At 57.5% G+C, this 16,652-nt stretch carries 9 protein-coding genes; 5 read left to right on the top strand and 4 right to left on the bottom strand.

Annotated elements, in window-relative coordinates; all coding sequences use genetic code 11:
* Positions 1 to 59: 59 nt before the first annotated feature.
* A complete protein-coding gene (locus Pla52o_RS19775) occupies positions 60 to 1,142 on the top strand; it encodes an SDR family oxidoreductase (protein ID WP_146596368.1) in 1,083 nt (360 codons plus the stop codon).
* Here the strand turns inward: Pla52o_RS19775 and Pla52o_RS19770 are convergent.
* A complete protein-coding gene (locus Pla52o_RS19770) occupies positions 1,139 to 2,053 on the bottom strand; it encodes a universal stress protein (protein ID WP_146596367.1) in 915 nt (304 codons plus the stop codon). The genes Pla52o_RS19775 and Pla52o_RS19770 overlap by 4 nt on opposite strands.
* Positions 2,054 to 2,806: 753 nt before the next feature.
* Positions 2,807 to 4,108, bottom strand: a complete 1,302-nt coding sequence (gene odhB, locus Pla52o_RS19765; protein WP_146596366.1) for a 2-oxoglutarate dehydrogenase complex dihydrolipoyllysine-residue succinyltransferase — start codon at positions 4,106 to 4,108, stop codon at positions 2,807 to 2,809.
* A 412-nt stretch (positions 4,109 to 4,520) separates the two neighbouring features.
* On the opposite strand from odhB, the gene Pla52o_RS19760 reads away from it, so the two are divergent.
* Together Pla52o_RS19760 and Pla52o_RS19755 are read left to right on the top strand one after the other, a co-directional pair.
* Positions 4,521 to 5,624, top strand: a complete 1,104-nt coding sequence (locus tag Pla52o_RS19760; RefSeq protein ID WP_146596365.1) for a deoxyribonuclease I — start codon at positions 4,521 to 4,523, stop codon at positions 5,622 to 5,624.
* Between the two features lie 244 nt (positions 5,625 to 5,868).
* A complete protein-coding gene (locus tag Pla52o_RS19755; protein WP_231612493.1) occupies positions 5,869 to 8,190 on the top strand; it encodes an AMP-binding protein in 2,322 nt (773 codons plus the stop codon).
* Positions 8,191 to 8,426: 236 nt separating this feature from the next.
* Here the strand turns inward: Pla52o_RS19755 and Pla52o_RS19750 are convergent, their stop codons facing one another.
* Positions 8,427 to 9,227: a ThuA domain-containing protein gene (locus Pla52o_RS19750; protein ID WP_146596364.1), complete on the bottom strand. Its 801-nt coding sequence runs from the start codon at positions 9,225 to 9,227 to the stop codon at positions 8,427 to 8,429.
* 197 nt (positions 9,228 to 9,424) lie between these two features.
* A complete protein-coding gene (locus tag Pla52o_RS27075) occupies positions 9,425 to 10,792 on the bottom strand; it encodes an A24 family peptidase (protein WP_197169380.1) in 1,368 nt (455 codons plus the stop codon).
* Positions 10,793 to 11,088: 296 nt separating this feature from the next.
* On the opposite strand from Pla52o_RS27075, the gene Pla52o_RS19740 reads away from it, so the two are divergent.
* Positions 11,089 to 14,832, top strand: coding sequence for a mechanosensitive ion channel domain-containing protein (locus tag Pla52o_RS19740; RefSeq protein WP_146596363.1), 3,744 nt, complete (start codon positions 11,089 to 11,091; stop codon positions 14,830 to 14,832).
* 47 nt (positions 14,833 to 14,879) lie between these two features.
* Positions 14,880 to 16,343 carry an FAD-binding domain-containing protein gene (locus Pla52o_RS19735; protein WP_146596362.1) on the top strand — a complete coding sequence of 488 codons (1,464 nt, stop codon included), beginning with the start codon at positions 14,880 to 14,882 and terminating at the stop codon, positions 16,341 to 16,343.
* Positions 16,344 to 16,652: the final 309 nt, after the last annotated feature.

Below are 16,652 nucleotides of genomic sequence, written 5' to 3'. Positions count from 1 at the left end.
GCCAGTGACAAGGGCACACCTGGTAACTGCAATCAAACTCGCGCGACGAAAAATCAGACATGGATTTCGTGGACCCAGCTCCGAAAAACTTCGCAGACAGCGTCTCCCCCCCGCCACTGCCAATGCTGGTGACGGGGATTGCCGGCGTCCCCGGATACAATGCGTTCCACTACTTTCGCGACCTCTATGGCGACCAAGTGATCGGGATTCGTCAATCGAGCATGTGGCCGCTTTCGGGCGACGGCATCGTGGCCTGTGATGCCGAGGATGCCGCCAGCGTGGCTCGGCTCTGGGACCAATATCGCTTTCGTAGCCTGCTCAGCTTTGGTGGCTGTTGCCGACTCAAATCGTGTGAAATGAATGTCGAGATGGCACACCGCGTCAACGTCGTCGGCGCCGAGAATATGATCCTTCAAGCGGCGCGTCACGATGCTCGTGTGATTCATTTGTCGGTCGACCTGGTGTTCGCAGGACGCGACGGCGGTGGCTACGATGAAGAAGACGCGACCGACCCCGTGACGGTCTATGGAGCCAAGATGGCCGAAGCCGAACAGGTCGTGCTGACGCAGCGTCCCGATGCCTGTGTGCTGCGAATTTCCTTGCCGATGGGGATCAGCTTTAACGAGCACGCCGGTGCTATCGACTGGATCGCGTCTCGCTTTAAACAAAACAAACCGGCAACCTTGTTTACCGACGAACTGCGCACCCCCACGTACACCGATTGCATGAATCGGTTGTTCGCAGACTTGCTGGAAAAACCACTCGCGGGTCTGTACCACGCCGGCGGTCCCCGACGTCTAACGCTGTACCAGATCGGGCAAATCGTCAACCGCATCGGAGGCTATGACCCCGACCTGTTAAACGGTTGTCTGCGCGTCGAAGCCGGCCCAATGCCTCCCCGCGCCGGCGACGTGACCATGAACTCGTCCAAACTTGAACAGGACCTTGGCTATTGTCCGTTTGATCCTTGGCCGTTGGACGATCGATGGTTGCCCGAGGGCGAAGATTGGCACTACGACCGATCCTGCGGCTTTATCGGTTCCGAAGAAAAAATACAATCGCTGCTCTACCAAAACCCAGCCAACCCAGGACTGGTGCCTCCCAATCGCAATCAGGTGTGGGGCGAGAAGCGATTCATTTAAGCTTCGTTGGCAACCGTCTTGTCGCGAGCAATCCAGACGCTGCACCGAGCATGTTGCAACACAAAACGCGAAACGCTGCCAAGCAACATACGGCTGATTCGACTGCGATGCGAATCACCAATCACGACAAGATCACTTTGATGGGCGTCGAGGTGCTCCGTCACCGCATTTCCCACGTGATCGGTCTCGACAATGTCACATGCAATTTGATCCGACGAGAGTTGCGACGGCGGCGCGATCAATCGCTCCCGCCCCTGTTTCAAATGACGCAGCGCAGCGACACGTTGGTCGGTGCGATACTCGATGATGTTCGGCATCAAATCGGGACTGAACCCCTGAAAAATCGCCACGACACCTAACAAGCTAATTTGCACGGCATTGTCCCAACGGAGCTTGAGAAACTCGTCGAGCGCTTGCTCGGAACCGGCACCATCGTTGTATCCGATCGTGATTTTCATCGGATCCTCTTGCGAAATTTGATGCGCCGGTTGCCGCCCGATCAACACGCTACAGGGGGCATGCGTTGCCACGTAATCGCTAACGCTGCCGAGCAACATTCGCCCGATGCCTGAGTGACCGGTGGCCCCCATCACGATCAGATCACAATCGCTTTGCTCGGCCGCTTCCACGATGCTGTGACCGATGTCGCCATGCAACAAACGCCGCGCGGTTACATCGGCATAGCCCGCGAGCGACGTTTCCGCCGCCGCTAAGAATTGGTCGGCGGCGGACTCCTGGTGGATGCGAAAATCCCGCAGCAACGGGTCGGTTAGATCACCCTGATTGAGCGGGATAAACACATTCGATACCAACTCCACGTCGATCGGTCGCGGCAGCGAAAGACGACGCAGAAATTCGAGAGAACTTGTCGCTTGGGGGGAGCCGTCGGTGGCGAAAAGAACCTTGGTCACGATGCAGTCTCATTGGCTAGAGTCAGGGATTCATTACAGACGCGTCGCGGTTCCCACATGAATCCAAATGAACGCGTTGAATCCAAGTGAACACGTTGATTCCAACTGAAATTGCGCACAGGCAACGTCCACGTTGCACTGGACTCGGCGTCGCATTGGCGTCCACGTTACGTGGGACACGTCGCATTGAAATCCGCGTCGCATTGGACTCGGCGTTGCATTTGATGTGCCAAAAACGCCCCCCCTCCAATGCCAACCCCGAATGGGTTGATCCAGTCGCCGATTTGCGACAAGTGTGATCCCTGCGGTACACCCTGAACGAGTGCACCGACGCACAGCCAAGCGGCCACGGTGTGCGAATTGTCACAACTCGCGTTAATTTTTTTCAGCGAATCCGAACCCGCCGCGTCCGTTTAGCCGTTGCGCGTTTGCATAGCCAGGCAACGCCCCGGTCTGCGCTGGCAATGCCATCGACGTTGACGCTAAACGGGTCGCTTTTATAGCGGAGCGGCGCAAGCCAAGAAAACCTCGCCCCGTTGGGCTCAGGCTGGGCAAGTTGCGGGGCCTTTGGCCCGGAATCCATCGAATCGCGCGTCTTAAACCGTTCGCCCTGCGATCACAATTGGATTTTCGGCATGGAGTCTTCACCGATTCAAGTCGTCACCGATTCAAGTCGCCGCGGATTTAAGTCGCTTTGGCGTTGGGGGAACACCAAAGCGACCGAAGGCATGGCCGTGTTTTCCGCGGCCGCGGTTACAGTTCCAGGAAGAGCCGCGAGGGGTCTTCGATCACTTCCTTGATCGTTTTCAGGAAGCCGACCGCTTCACGGCCATCGACCACGCGATGGTCGTAGGTCAACGCGATATACATCATCGGACGAATCACGACGTTGCCATCGATCGCGACGGGACGCTCTTGGATCGAGTGCAGTCCGAGAATGCCACTTTGAGGAGGATTGACGATCGGTGTGCTCAACAGCGAGCCGTAGACGCCCCCGTTGCTGATCGTAAAGGTTCCGCCAATCAGGTCAGCAGGTTGCAGACGATTTTCACCCGCTTGGCGTGCGAATTCACTGATTCCAAGCTCCACATCGGCGAACGACATCCGTTCGACATTTCGCAAAATGGGGACGACAAGCCCTTTTCCGCCTCCGATAGCGACCCCGATATCATGGTAATGACGCATCACGATATTGTCGTCGCGGATTTCGGCATTCACCAACGGGTAACGCCGCAAGGCTTCGACCGAGGCTTTGGCAAAGAAGGACATGAATCCGAGTTTGACGCCATGGCGTTCGGCGAACGCATCTTTGTACTTGCTACGGATCGACATGACATTTTGCATGTCGATTTCGTTGAACGTCGTCAATAACGCCGCGGTCTGTTGGGCCTCGACCAATCGCGCCGCGATCGTGCGACGTAACATGCTGAGCGGTTTGACCTCTTCGCGGCGGTTGGGCAACGATTCGGCGACCAGCGAGGTAGAGGGGGTAGGGCGACTGGCCGGTACCACTGCGGCGGGCGCTGGACGCGAAGGTGCGGCAGCCGGAGCCGGAGCATTGCCGCGGTTGCGAACGAACGTCAGCACGTCTTCTTTGAGCAAACGGCCGCCGGGACCCGACGCAGGCACTTGGCTGGCCGACAGCCCGTGTTCTTCGAGCAATCGCTTTGCCGCAGGCATCGCAAACGTCGCGGCTTGACCACTGGCCGTCGCAGCAGCGTCCGAGGGGTTTGAGGCGGCCGGAGCGGAAGGGGTGGCAGCCGGAGCAGCCCCACCCGAGGCGGGAGCCCCGTCATTTCCTTCGGGGGATTCGCTGGGCCGGATCGAAGCGATCGTTTCACCGATCGTCGCAAAAGCTTCGGAAGCCTTGACGATTTTCTCAAGAATGCCCGATGCGGGGGCGGGGATTTGAACCGATGCCTTTTCCGTTTCGATTTCGACCAGATCTTCACCGCTTCGGACCCAGTCGCCCTCTTGCTTAAGCCACTGACCTATCTGCACTTCGCTAATCGATTCACCAACGGTAGGGACGTCGACGTTAATGGATTCGCTCACGGTTCGTATCAGCTCGCAAGAATGGGGACAAAAAAACGGACAATCTTGATTGGGGTGTGCCCAATCACGTTTCGCACACGGGAATTCACATGTTCCACAGGGGAGTATCGTAACGCCAGTTTGCGGCCGTGTCAGTGATGGAGCCGTTTCAAAATTCGGCTGCACTGCAGAAATGGCGTTAAAGCTTAGCGAATGTGACGAATGCAGTTCTTGGATTGTTCAAGCAAGGGCATTTCGCATCGGACCGTTGGAATTCGCGACTCGGCTTGATGAAACCGCCCCCGCGGGATCGATGATGTTAGAGGCGGAATGGTGTCGCGGCACCTTCGGGCCTGCGACCGCGTTTTCACCTCAATCTTGACCCGCCTTTCAAATTCATGCATTCCTCCAGAGACCGATCCTTTACCGAGCAATGGAAGACTCTACCCGTGGCAATCCGATTCAAGTCGCTGTGGTAGTACTGCTACTTGCCGGTGGCGGCTGGTATTTTTTCAAAAACTACAATATTCAAGGCCTTGATGGGCTCAGTGTTTCGCCCAAACAAGAGTTGTGGGGTGACGCTGAGCTGACCAGCTTTCCGGGCGAATCGCAATTCAGCAGCGATTCGGACCGCTATGGATCCAACGCCGCGTCTTCCCCCGCCACCGCAACATCCGATAGCCCGTTTACTTTGGCCAGTCGGTCTGCCGCTGGCGTCGCTCCGGGCAACATTGCCCCCGCTTCACCCGCTAAGCGTTTTAAGAGTTTGCGAATCGCCTCTTGGGCTTTGGATGGATTCGGCCCGACCAAGCTGGGCAATCCCATCGTGCGCCAGAACGTCGTGCGGATCGTACACCAGTTCGACATTGTAGCTCTGCAACAAATCGCCGCGATCGAGCGAGACTTGATCCCACGGTTGGTCGACGATATCAATCAATCTGGTCGCCGTTATGACTATGTCCTCGGGGAGGCCAACGGTCCGACCGGGCGTCAAGAACAGTTGGCGTTTGTGTTCGATACCACTCGCGTTCGCGTCGATCGCAACCAGACCTACACGATTGCGGATCCCCAGAACCAAATGGGTTACGATCCCTTGGTCGCTTGGTTTCAAACCGCCGAGCCCGGGGTCGACAAGGCATGGACGTTTTCACTCGTCAACATTCGCGTCGATCTGGGCCAAGCCCCCAGCGAAGTGGCCTTGCTACCGAAGATTGTCAAAAGTGTGCGCAGCGACGGGCGGGGCGAAGACGACGTCATTCTGGCGGGATTGTTCCAAGCGGACGATGCTTACTTGGTCCCCACGCTCGCTGCAGACAAGGTGGCCGCGGCGGTACGAAGTGTACCCACGGACATCTTTGGCCGATATCAAACCAGCAATATTTTGATGGATACGACTTCCTGCAGCGAGTATCTCGGCCGTGGCGGAGCACTCGACTTCTTGAGAGTGTACAACATGAGTCTCGCCGAGGCCGAAGTGGTGACCAGTCATTTGCCCGTGTATGCCGAGTTCACTGCGACCGAAGGAGGGCGGCTCTAAAGTCGTCCTCCACCGCAAATCGGTTGTCGTGGCAAATGGTTCCAAAGCGGGCACCCTTTTTTTATGGCGCAACCATCCCGTGGTACGGCTCCATCAACGTTTGGCTCCACGGCATCGTCACCAGTCTGATTTCGCCCCCCGTGTCATTCGTTTATGGTAACGCAGGATTATCAAGACTCGTGGCGGAACGGCTTGTACCGATTGTTTGCGACGAAAACGAAATTTTTGCTAGAGGCAATAAAAAGTGAGTGGATCGGAAATTGGACTGCTGGTCGTCGTCGTCTTGGCCATCGGTGTATTGCTATTGGCGATCTTTTCGCCTCGCCGATTTGTGCGTGGATTCATGCGCCCGTTGCTGGGGCTGCTGTATCGCAAGCAGGTCATCGGTCTCGAGCATCTGCCCCGCGATCGCGGCTATGTGATTTGCAGCAATCATGTTTCCTGGATCGATGGCATTTTGTTGCTGTGGATGTTGCCTAAAAACGTACGATTCATCGTCGACGGAGCCAATTTCAACACCCGTATCGGCAGCTATTTGGGAAAAGCCTTTGACACGATTTTGATGTACTCGGGCCCCAAGTCGATTGGACGAGCGTTGAAGACCGCCCGCGAAGGCTTGAATCACGGCGAGGTGATTGGGATTTTCCCGGAAGGCACGATCACACGGACGGGACAATTACAAGCGTTCAAACCGGGGGTACAAAAAATACTCAAGGGGACCGATGCCGCGATCATGCCCGTTTGGCTCGAGGGCATGTGGGGCAGCATCTTCAGTTTTTCGGGAGGCAAGTTTTTCTTCAAACGCCCCACCCAGTTGCGCCGCACGATCACGTTGTACATCGGCGAACCGCTCCCAGCCGATGCGCCGCTTGAATTGGTTCGCTCGAACGTCCAATCGCTGGGATCTCGCGCGGCGATGGAACATCGCCATAGGTACCCGACTCTTGCACGTCGCGTGATCCGCGTGTGGCGAAAAAAAGGAAGTCAAATCCAGTGCGCCGATTCGATGGGGACCGAGGTTTCCGGACGCGATCTGCTGATCCGCGTGTTGGCGCTACGGCGGGTGCTGCGTCGCGAAATCCTAGGGCGTGACGAATCCACCGTCGCGGTGTTGTTGCCGCCCAGCGTGGCAGGTGTGGCGACGAATGTTGCGCTGGCGATGGACCGCCGTGTCACCGTCAATCTGAACTACACCGTCAGCAGCAGTGTGATGAATCACTGCATCAACGATGCGGGGGTCCAGCATGTATTGACGAGCGAAAAGTTCCTCAGCAAATTGGATTTGAAACTCGACGCCGCCGTCGTCTTGCTCGAATCGCTGCGTGACAAGATCACCGCTTGGGACAAAGCGGTCGCGTTCATTCAAGGCGTCTTGCTGCCCGCCGTGGTGCTCGATCGAGTGCTGGGATTACACAAGGTGAACGAGGATGATTTGCTAACGATCATCTTCACCAGCGGGTCGACCGGGATGCCCAAGGGCGTGATGTTGACGCAAGCGAACATCAGCCACAACGTCGATGCGGTCAGTCGCACGGTGAGGCTCGGTTACGACGATGTCGTGCTGGGAATCTTGCCCTTCTTTCATTCGTTCGGCTACAGCGTGACGCTGTGGTCCGTGATGACACTCGGGCCGACCGGCGTTTACCATTTCAATCCGCTCGATGCGCGACAAATCGGCAAACTGGTTGCCAAATACAAAGCGACCGTATTCCTCGGCACGCCAACCTTTCTGCGCGGCTACCTGCGACGGGTGGAACCCGAGCACTTTGCCTCGCTCGATGTCGTCGTGGTCGGGGCCGAGAAAATGCCTGCCGATTTGTTCGATGCCTTTGAACAACGCTTCGGCATCCGACCGGTGGAAGGTTACGGAACCACGGAACTAAGCCCCTTGGTCTCTGTCAACATTCCTCCCACGCGTTCCTCTGCGAAATATCAAGTCGACCGCATCGAAGGAAGTGTCGGACGGCCGTTTCCCGGCGTCGCCGTACGGATCGTGTCACCCGAGGACGGGACCGAGCAAATGACGGGTCAGAACGGGATGTTGTTAGTGACCGGCCCCAACGTGATGAAGGGCTATGTCAATCAAGAATCGTTGACTCGTAAAGTCGTTCAAGACGGCTGGTACGTGACCGGTGACATCGCCCATGTGGACGACCAAGGATTCTTGTTCATCACAGGGCGTCTGAGCCGATTCTCGAAGATTGGCGGCGAAATGGTGCCGCACGGACGAGTCGAAGAAGAGATCGCGAAGGTCTACGCAAACTGCCACCAGGACGCCGAGACGATCGAAGCCGACGATGACAATTCCGTAGCCGATCGCCCCATGGTCTGCGTGACCGCCGTTCCCGATGTCAAAAAAGGAGAGCGTTTGATCGTGCTGCACCTAGCGACCTCGAAAACCTACGACGAGGTCCGCACGGAATTGGTCGCCGCCGGGTTGCCGAACCTATTCATCCCCTCGCAGGACAGTTTTCTGCAGGTCGAGGAGATCCCGCTATTGGGAACCGGAAAACTCGATATCAAGGGCGCTCAAATGGTTGCCAAAGCACATTTCGGCGACGCCTGAGCCTCGCGTTCAAACGGGGGTGATCGCCAAGATCCCAAGTGACGTTGCGGACGTGGCGACACGTCCCGCCGCAAAGGACACGTCACACGGCACCGCCGCAAAGAACACGTCACACGGCACCGTCGATCGAAAGGTCCTTCGCAAGCGGTCGATTACCCACCCATGCGATCACGCCGCAGGCGCCCGCAGAGATTCGCCGGCGGTCGAGTGAAACGCCCCCTTGGGGCGAAGACAAATTAGCGGCGGTTCTTTTTGTCGAGATTGGCGTCGAGATCTGCTTGCGTGACCGTCGACTCGACGCCGTTTTCAGGCACCTCGTGCTGGGCCACCCAGAGCAGGCCATTGAGCACCACTTTGCGAAAATCGTCATTGCCCCAATTGTCGTGGAAATGACCTCCGGTGAATCCGAGTCCGCGTCCGCCGTCCTCTCGATCGACCACCCACATCATCGCTTCGGCGCGGCCTTTGGACGCTTGGATATGAGCGTAGGGACCTTTGGGATGAACGTAGGGGCCATCGCGAACTTCGTCCGAAGGTACGGCCACCAAGATCGGTTGAAACTTGATGCCGTCGACCTGCTTCGCTTCGTTGCCGGTGATGTCAGCGATAAATCGCATATTGAAATACCATTCATCCTTGATTTGGAACGGCTTGACGCCGCGTGTGATCGGATGATCCGGCAAGGTGACAAACATCGGTTCCCAAAACGGGTTACACGAGAACATGTTTTCGTAGTGCCCGCCAATCCAACGTTTGAATTCTCCTCCCGCCTGATCGGCCAGCACTTCGACGCCGAAGTGCATGAATCCGACGCCCACTCCCTTTTGGACCCATTGGTCGATCACCTTCAAACGCCGCCCCGCTTCCTGGACCACTTCATGTCGCCGGCCGCCGTCCATATAGAAGATCACCGCGTCAGCGTTCGCAAAGACCGACTCGTCGGCGGGCCAACCATTCAAAACGACTTGGGTTTCGAGGTTCGGTACCGCAGCGAGACTTTTGGCGAGCAGTTGAACGCCCGCATTGAATTCGTGCATGCGAGGCGGATGGGATGGTTTACCCGCAACCAGAACCAAGCGGGTCGTTTCGGCCGACACGGCACCGACGAACAAGCAGAGAGCGAGGAGAGCAGAACCAAAAATTCTCACGAGCAGACAACCTTGTTTCAAGTGAATCGTTTCACGCAAAAGGAGACGCAGGATAGGGGAATGCCTATCATAACTCAAAAGCCTCGTCAGTTTTCCAAAACCGTCGGCTTGGTGGGTTCGTGGGGGTCATCCCCCTCGTCACCTGCGATTTCCCCTTCTTCGGCGACGTCCTCATTGCCATCTTCGTCGTCTTCCTCGTCTTCCGCATCCGCATCCTTTTCCTCGTCCTCGTCGTCGTCGTCGTCGTCGTCGTCGTCCGCGTCCTCGTCGTCCGCATCCGCCGCGCGAATCGGCATCGTTTGGGGGGACGCAGTGGTTGATTCTCGCAACCAAACCGGGGCGATTAAAGCCACGCCTGCGGCTGCCAACAGCACCCAGGGCGAGCTGCCTACGGATGGCCACAGCGGCAACGCGTGCAGCGGTCGCCAGAACAGGATCGCCAACGAAAGGGTGATCGGCATCGCGATCGCAAAGCGGCCCAGCATGTCGGTTCGGCTCGGCAAAACACGCCCCAGTCCAAGGGCGACCAAGGATCCGACGACCAACACCGCCGATAGCGATTGCCACCCGATCACCAATGCCGGCACGGCGATCACGGTGATCAAATCGACCAAACGAGCCGTCGATTTTCCCAGCGGATCGAGTTTCAGGTCCGCGCCCACGCATAACCCCCGGGCCAAACATCGGGCCAAGAAGGTCGCCGCCACCAATGCGGTAACGACCCGCATTAGAGCATCGAAGTACAACCCGCCAGCTCGCCAATCGGGGGCAACCTGCATTTGCCACGGCACGGCCATCACGCTTGGAAATGCAACCATCCCCCCGACCATTAGAATCGCGGCGGTCCACGTCAAGCGTCTCGGCAGCCGATGGCCATCCATGCGAATCAATCCCATCGCCCAAGCCAAGGCAATCGCGATCGTATGATAGAGCAGGGTTCCCAGCACCGCTTGATCGACCACCGGGGTCCATAGCGCGCCGCCGTGAAAGTGTGTGCTTTGGTAGGGCAAACTCAGCTGATAGATTTCGGCGATACCGACCAAGGTCACCGAGATCCCCACCACCGCTTCAACGATCGGATAGCGGGGGGAGATCGGCAACCGGCACGTGCGGCAGCGACCACGCAAGGCAAGCCAACCGAAGACAGGAAAGTTATCGCGTGCTTTGAGTCGCGAGCGACAACGGGGACAATACGAGCGTCCATTCACACTTTCGTGACGCGGCATTCGCCATGCGACCACGTTGAGAAAGCTGCCGATGGAGGCCCCAATCCAAAACAGCCACGCGGCGATCGTCACGTCAATCATCCGCGTGAGGTACAGATCCGCGGCGCTGTAATGCGAAGAACCGCGTGATTGCCACCACGCCACCCCAAACACGTAAGCAATACAAACCAATGCGATCGCGATTGCCAACACGAACGCCCAGGGAATCGATCGTCGCCTACGTCCCACGTCGGGAACCTCTTCCTATCACGAACAACGGAAAACAAAAAATCAAGCAAACCGGCAATGCGGGATCGCTCAGCATGAATGTAGCTTAAGTCACTCGATTTAGGACGCCAGGTAAAAAACAAACCGGCGGAGCGTTCCAATGGCCGACGCGAAAGACTCCCCAGTCCGCGACGATTTTCTGCGGCGAAAACATTTGACCACGCGCCGCTAAGCTGCCTAAGCTTGAGAGACGATCGCGGTTTCAGACGGCTATTTCGTCGTCCGGCAAGCGGTTTTCGACTCAAATGGAGACTCCGTTGCGTCGTCTACCTTTTTCGGTTGAGCACGATTCCCCCCTTCGCGTTTCATGGACTGGATCCGATGGCAAAATTCGCCTCAGCCTGGGCTGCATTCTTTGCCTGACGCTCGCCTTGGCAAGCTGCGAAGCGTTCGCACAAACCGATTCGCCGCCGTCACCTGCGCCCCGGCCGACGGCGCCGGAGTCCGCAACGCCGGAGTCCGCAACGCCGGGCACCGCAGCTCCCGAGGCCCCAACGCCGGGCACCCCCGGCACAGGCACCCCCGGCACAGGCACCCCAGGCACAGACACCCCAGGCACAGACACCCCAGGCACAGACACCCCAGGCACAGACACCCCAGGCACAGACACCCCCGGCACGGGAGCCCCTGGCACGGGCACGGCGTCACCCGCGCCGGAAGACCCGCCAGCATCAGCCGGGCCCGCGGAGCGGGTCGCCCCCATCGAACCGCCGGGGCCCAGCCAAACGGATCTGGAGACGCGTATCCAATTGGTCGCCAGCTCGGTCGATTTGAATGAAACGCAAAAAACACAGATCACCGATCTGCTCAAGAAAGCGATCGCACGGCTCGACGAGTCCCAGCTCGCCAAGCAACGAATCGATTTGCTAACGCAACAATCGTTGACCGCCGCCGCCGATATCCAAAGCGTGCAAAGTCGCCTTGAGAAACTCGTCGCCCGGCAAGCGGATGACCCTCAAGCGTTAAGCAAAGTTTCACTAGAGCAATTGCAGCCGCTGCATCGCCAAGCGGTTGCCGATTTAGCCGTGCTGGACCAACAACTTAAAACGCTCAACGAACAGGTCGAACTGTGGGGCAAACGGATCGCGGAACTACCTGCGTTGATCGCGACGTCGCGTTCGGCGCTGGTGGATGCCGAGCAACAGCTCAGCGAGATCGGGGCGGGCCAGTCCGATCCGATTTTGGGTGCGCGACGCACCTTGTTACAAATTCGAACGAAACAATTGCGAGATGAGTTAGCTTTGTTCGCGCTCGAAACGCAGGTTTCCGAGGATGCCCAGCGTTTGCTCGCGCTGCAACGCGATGCCTCGGCTCGCGAACAGGTGTTACAGCAGAAACAGGTTGAAAATCTGCAATCCGCCCTGGCCAAGGCCGAGCAAGCCGAAGCGATGCAGAAAGCCAATCAAGCGGTCCAGGCGGTTCAGAAGGCGGATCAAGAACTCAAGGATGCCGTCGAGTTCAACCTCGCTTTGGCCAACAAGAAAACGACCTTGTTAGAGCAGCTTGAGAACGATCGCAAAGCGATCGTGGTGGCTCGCGAAGAGTACCTCGCTCGCAACGAGCAATTTACCGAGACGCGTAAACAAGCCGAAGCGGCTCAGTTTTCGGAAGAGATCGGCTTGTTATTACGGAACGAGAAAAACGAGCTGCCGAGCACCTCGACCCATTACCAAGAATCACAGAAGCGGCGTACGGAGATCGGTGAATTGACCGTGCTGATTCTCAAGTGGGAGAACGAGCGGCGAAAGTTACTCGATCTTGATTCGGCGGTCGCGCAATACATCGACAACCACGCAGGCTTGATCCCCGAGGACGACCGTGAATCGGTTGAAGACCAACTGCGCCGCGTCTTTAACGATCGCTTGACGCTGTATCGCGAGTTGACCGAAATCGCCAGAAAACGCTTGAGCCGATTGAGCAATCTCGAGGTCGAACAGCGGCGATTGACCGACTTAATCGACGAGCACGCCGCCTTTGTTTCCGAACACGTGTTATGGGTCCCCAGCACGCCCCCGATCTGGAATTTCTCTGGAATCGCGTGGAGCGAGCCGTTTCGCGAATCCTTTCGCCTCCAAACGTGGATCGCTGGGGTGCAAGTATTGCTCGGCGACCTTCGCCGAAATCCATTCGCGTCGGTTCCCGTTTGGCTTTTGATCGGATGGCTATTGATGACTCGTGGCCGGATCAAACAGAAGATTGCCCGACTCGGTCAAGAAGCATCGCGTCCCAACGCCACACAGCTTACTCCGACCGCCACCGCCGTGCTGATGACGATTTTGCTTGCCGCGCCGGGCGCCTTGGTCGTTTGGTGGATCGCTTGGCGACTCGAGAACGCAACGTCGATTGGGACGCCGCTGCATACGTTCGGCGAAACGCTATTTCGCGGTGGCGTGTTGATGTACGCGATCGACTTTGCGCGGCATGTTTTTCGAACCGATGGGATTGCGGAAGATCACTTTGATTGGGACGTGACCGCAACGCAAATGATTCGTCGCGGCTTGGTATGGAGTGCGCGAATCATCGTCCCCTGCGCCGTCGTGGTGTTGTATACCGAACGACGCGGCGACGAATGGATCACAACCTCCCTGGGGCGTTTGGCGTTTTCGATTGCCATGCTCACCGCAGCGGTGATTCTATGGAGATGGCTGGGGCCACGAAGCACGATCATGCCCCAAGTTCGCGCCGCATCGGAGACGTGGAGCGCCGGGGTGGGATGGGCCCTGGTCCCGCTGGTGACGTTTGTGCCTGTTGTTTTAATGGCCGGATCGCTGGCCGGATACCACTACGCCGCCGTTCAATTGTGCTGGCGATTCGGGGTCTCCGTCGCCCTGGTGTCGATGTTGATTTTTGTCCGCGCCCTGCTGATGCGCTGGTTGCTGATCACGTATCGCCGCGTTGCGATCGCTCGAGCCCGCGAACGCCGCGAAGCCTTGGCGCTCGTCAAGGAAGCGACTCCGGAGATGCCGGTCGATGCGGCAGTCATCATCGAAAGTGCCGGCCATGTTCAGTTGTCCGATTTGAATCGACAAGCCCAACGCTTCGTTCGCTTATTGCCGATTTTACTCGGGGCGATTGGGTTGTACCTGACGTGGAGCGAATTCTTTCCCGCACTCGGCGTCGTGAATCGTTATCCGTTGTGGTTGAACGTCCTGCATTCGACGAACTCGGATACCGGCCCGGTCTGGGTCACATTGGGGGACTTGATTATGGCGATAGTCTCCGTCGTTTTGACCGTGATCGCCTGTCGAAACGTCCCCGGTTTGATGGACATCACGCTGTTGCAACGGTTGCCATTGGATGCGGGAGCCCGTTATGCCGCGAGTGCGATGTCTCGCTACGTCATGATCGTCATCGGGGTCCTGGCCACGTTTAAATTCCTGGGGGTCAGTTGGTCGAGCGTCCAGTGGTTGGTCGCGGCGATGACCGTTGGATTGGGTTTCGGATTACAAGAGATCTTCGCGAATTTTGTCTCCGGCATCATCTTGCTATTCGAGCGGCCCGCACGCGTCGGCGACACCGTCACGATTGGCGACGTGACCGGCACGGTGACTCGAATTCGCATCCGAGCGACTACCATCCTCGACTGGGACAATAAAGAATTGGTGGTGCCCAACAAAGAATTTGTGACCGGAAACTTGGTGAATTGGACGCTCAGCAATGCGAGTCTGCGGTTGGTGACCTCGATCGGCGTCGCCTACGGAAGCGATACGCGGTTGACAACGAAACTACTGTATGAAGTCGCCGAAAAAAACGCCTCGGTGCTGGAGGATCCCGCGCCGATGGTGATTTTCAATGAGTTTGGTGAGAGCACCCTCCAATTTGAACTGAGGGTGTTTGTCGGAGGGGTGATGAGTTATCGCCGCTTGAAGCACGAACTACATCTGGCGATTGACGACGCGTTTCACGCCCACAACATCGAGATTGCATTCCCACAACGCGACCTGCATGTGCGATCGGTCGAAGGGCTCGATGCGGCAAGCTTGCTAGGGAAACTCGATTGATGCGTCGTCGCGGTGCCTCGCTCCAACTCCTCACACCCTGATTTGCTATGTTGATCCCCTCGCTTCGGCACCGCGATGCCAATCACCACCCCCTCCGCGAGGACGGAGACTATGTCCTGTATTGGATGATCGCGTTTCGGCGAACGCACTACAACTTTGCCCTCGAACATGCCGTCGACCGAGCCCAGCAATTCGGCAAGCCGCTAGTCGTCTTCGAACCGCTTCGCGCCCGCTACCGCTGGGCGAGCGATCGAATGCATACGTTTGTGATCGAAGGCATGCGAGACAACGCCGCCGAGCTAGCGAATCAACCGGTAACGTACTACCCATACGTTGAACCCAAGCCGGGCGTGGCCAGCCCCCTGCTTCACATGCTGGCGAAAAAGGCCTGCACCGTCGTGACCGACGAATACCCTTGCTTCTTTTTGCCTCACATCATCGAGGCAGTCAAAGATCGGATTCCCGCGCGTCTTGAACTCGTCGACAGCAATGGCGTGATCCCGCTGCAACTTCCCGACCGCACCTTCACCGTGGCCCACAGCTACCGCCGCTGGATGCAAAAAAACATCCTCAATGCACTACTGGAAATGCCGAAGGCCAATCCTTTGGCGAAAGTCCGATTGCCGACGCTCGATCGACTGCCCACCAAAATCACGAAACGCTGGCCCGTCGCCGATATCGAAAAACGACTGGCCCCCGGTGGACTCTGTGAGATTCCAATCGATCATCAAGTCAAACCAAGCGAGACCGTTCGTGGTGGAGCCAAGGCGGCCCACAAACGACTGAGCCGGTTTATCAAGCACGACTTGGCACGCTACAGCGAAGATCGCAACCATCCCAATGAACAAGCGACGACGGGGTTGAGCCCGCACCTTCACTTTGGCCATATCTCGGCCCACGAGATCGTCGACAAGCTGCTTGCACACGAAGATTGGACTCCCAACCAGGTGTCAGCGGCGAACGGAAAAAATCACGACTTCTGGAATACCAGCGAGTCCGCCGAAGCGTGTTTGGACCAACTGCTCACATGGCGTGAAATGAGCTTCAATCGAACCTTTCGCGAGCCCGACACCTATGACCAATTCGACACGCTTCCCGAGTGGGCGCTGAAAACGCTCCGCAAGCATCAAAGCGACCCTCGCGAAAAAACCTACACGCTTGACCAGTTCGAGGCGGCCCAAACCGACGATCCGCTCTGGAACGCCGCCCAGCGTGAACTCGTTCGCAACGGCGTCATGCACAACTACATGAGAATGTTGTGGGGCAAAAAAATCCTGCACTGGACCGCCACCCCTCAACAGGCGTTGCACATCATGATCGAGCTGAACAACAAATACGCCCTCGATGGGCGCGACCCGAATTCGTATAGCGGAATTTTCTGGACCCTCGGTCGGTTCGACCGTGCGTGGGGCCCCGAGCGGCCCATCTTTGGCAGCGTTCGCTACATGACGAGCGACAGTGCCCGTCGCAAACTGAAACTCGATCGCTACCTCGAGCGGTTTGGGCCCTAGCGCCCAGACGCAGGCAAGCGATTTCGGAGTGCGGGAGCTTGCAAAGGTTCACTTTGCAAGCATTGTAAGTGGAAGGAAAAACTCAGCGGTACAGGAGTTTGCGGTCGACTTGGTTCTAAAACGGGACGAACGCGACGCCGCCCCGATTTGCGGCAAACCAAGCGATCCTGGGGCACAACATGTACCGCAAACTGTTTATTTAACCGAAAATGAGTGCAATCCAACGGGAATCTCAAACAAAAGGCCTTGTCTGGAACCGCCTCGACCGATAAATTCCTCGATTCTCGCCAGTAACCGGGGCAACCCGTG

Source organism: Novipirellula galeiformis, assembly GCF_007860095.1.
GTDB classification, from domain to species: Bacteria; Planctomycetota; Planctomycetia; order Pirellulales; family Pirellulaceae; genus Novipirellula; species Novipirellula galeiformis.
The sequence above is the reverse complement of the archived record's forward strand: the minus strand, read 5'-3'. Positions and strand labels throughout refer to the sequence as shown.

What these genes read in the sequence shown, in the direction of transcription:
- Pla52o_RS19775 (WP_146596368.1), top strand. Translation starts at nt 60, where the DNA reads ATGGATTTCGTGGACCCAGCTCCGAAAAACTTCGCAGACAGCGTCTCC.
- Pla52o_RS19750 (WP_146596364.1), bottom strand. Translation starts at nt 9,227, where the DNA reads ATGCACGAATTCAATGCGGGCGTTCAACTGCTCGCCAAAAGTCTCGCT.
- Pla52o_RS19760 (WP_146596365.1), top strand. Translation starts at nt 4,521, where the DNA reads ATGGAAGACTCTACCCGTGGCAATCCGATTCAAGTCGCTGTGGTAGTA.
- Pla52o_RS19735 (WP_146596362.1), top strand. Translation starts at nt 14,880, where the DNA reads ATGTTGATCCCCTCGCTTCGGCACCGCGATGCCAATCACCACCCCCTC.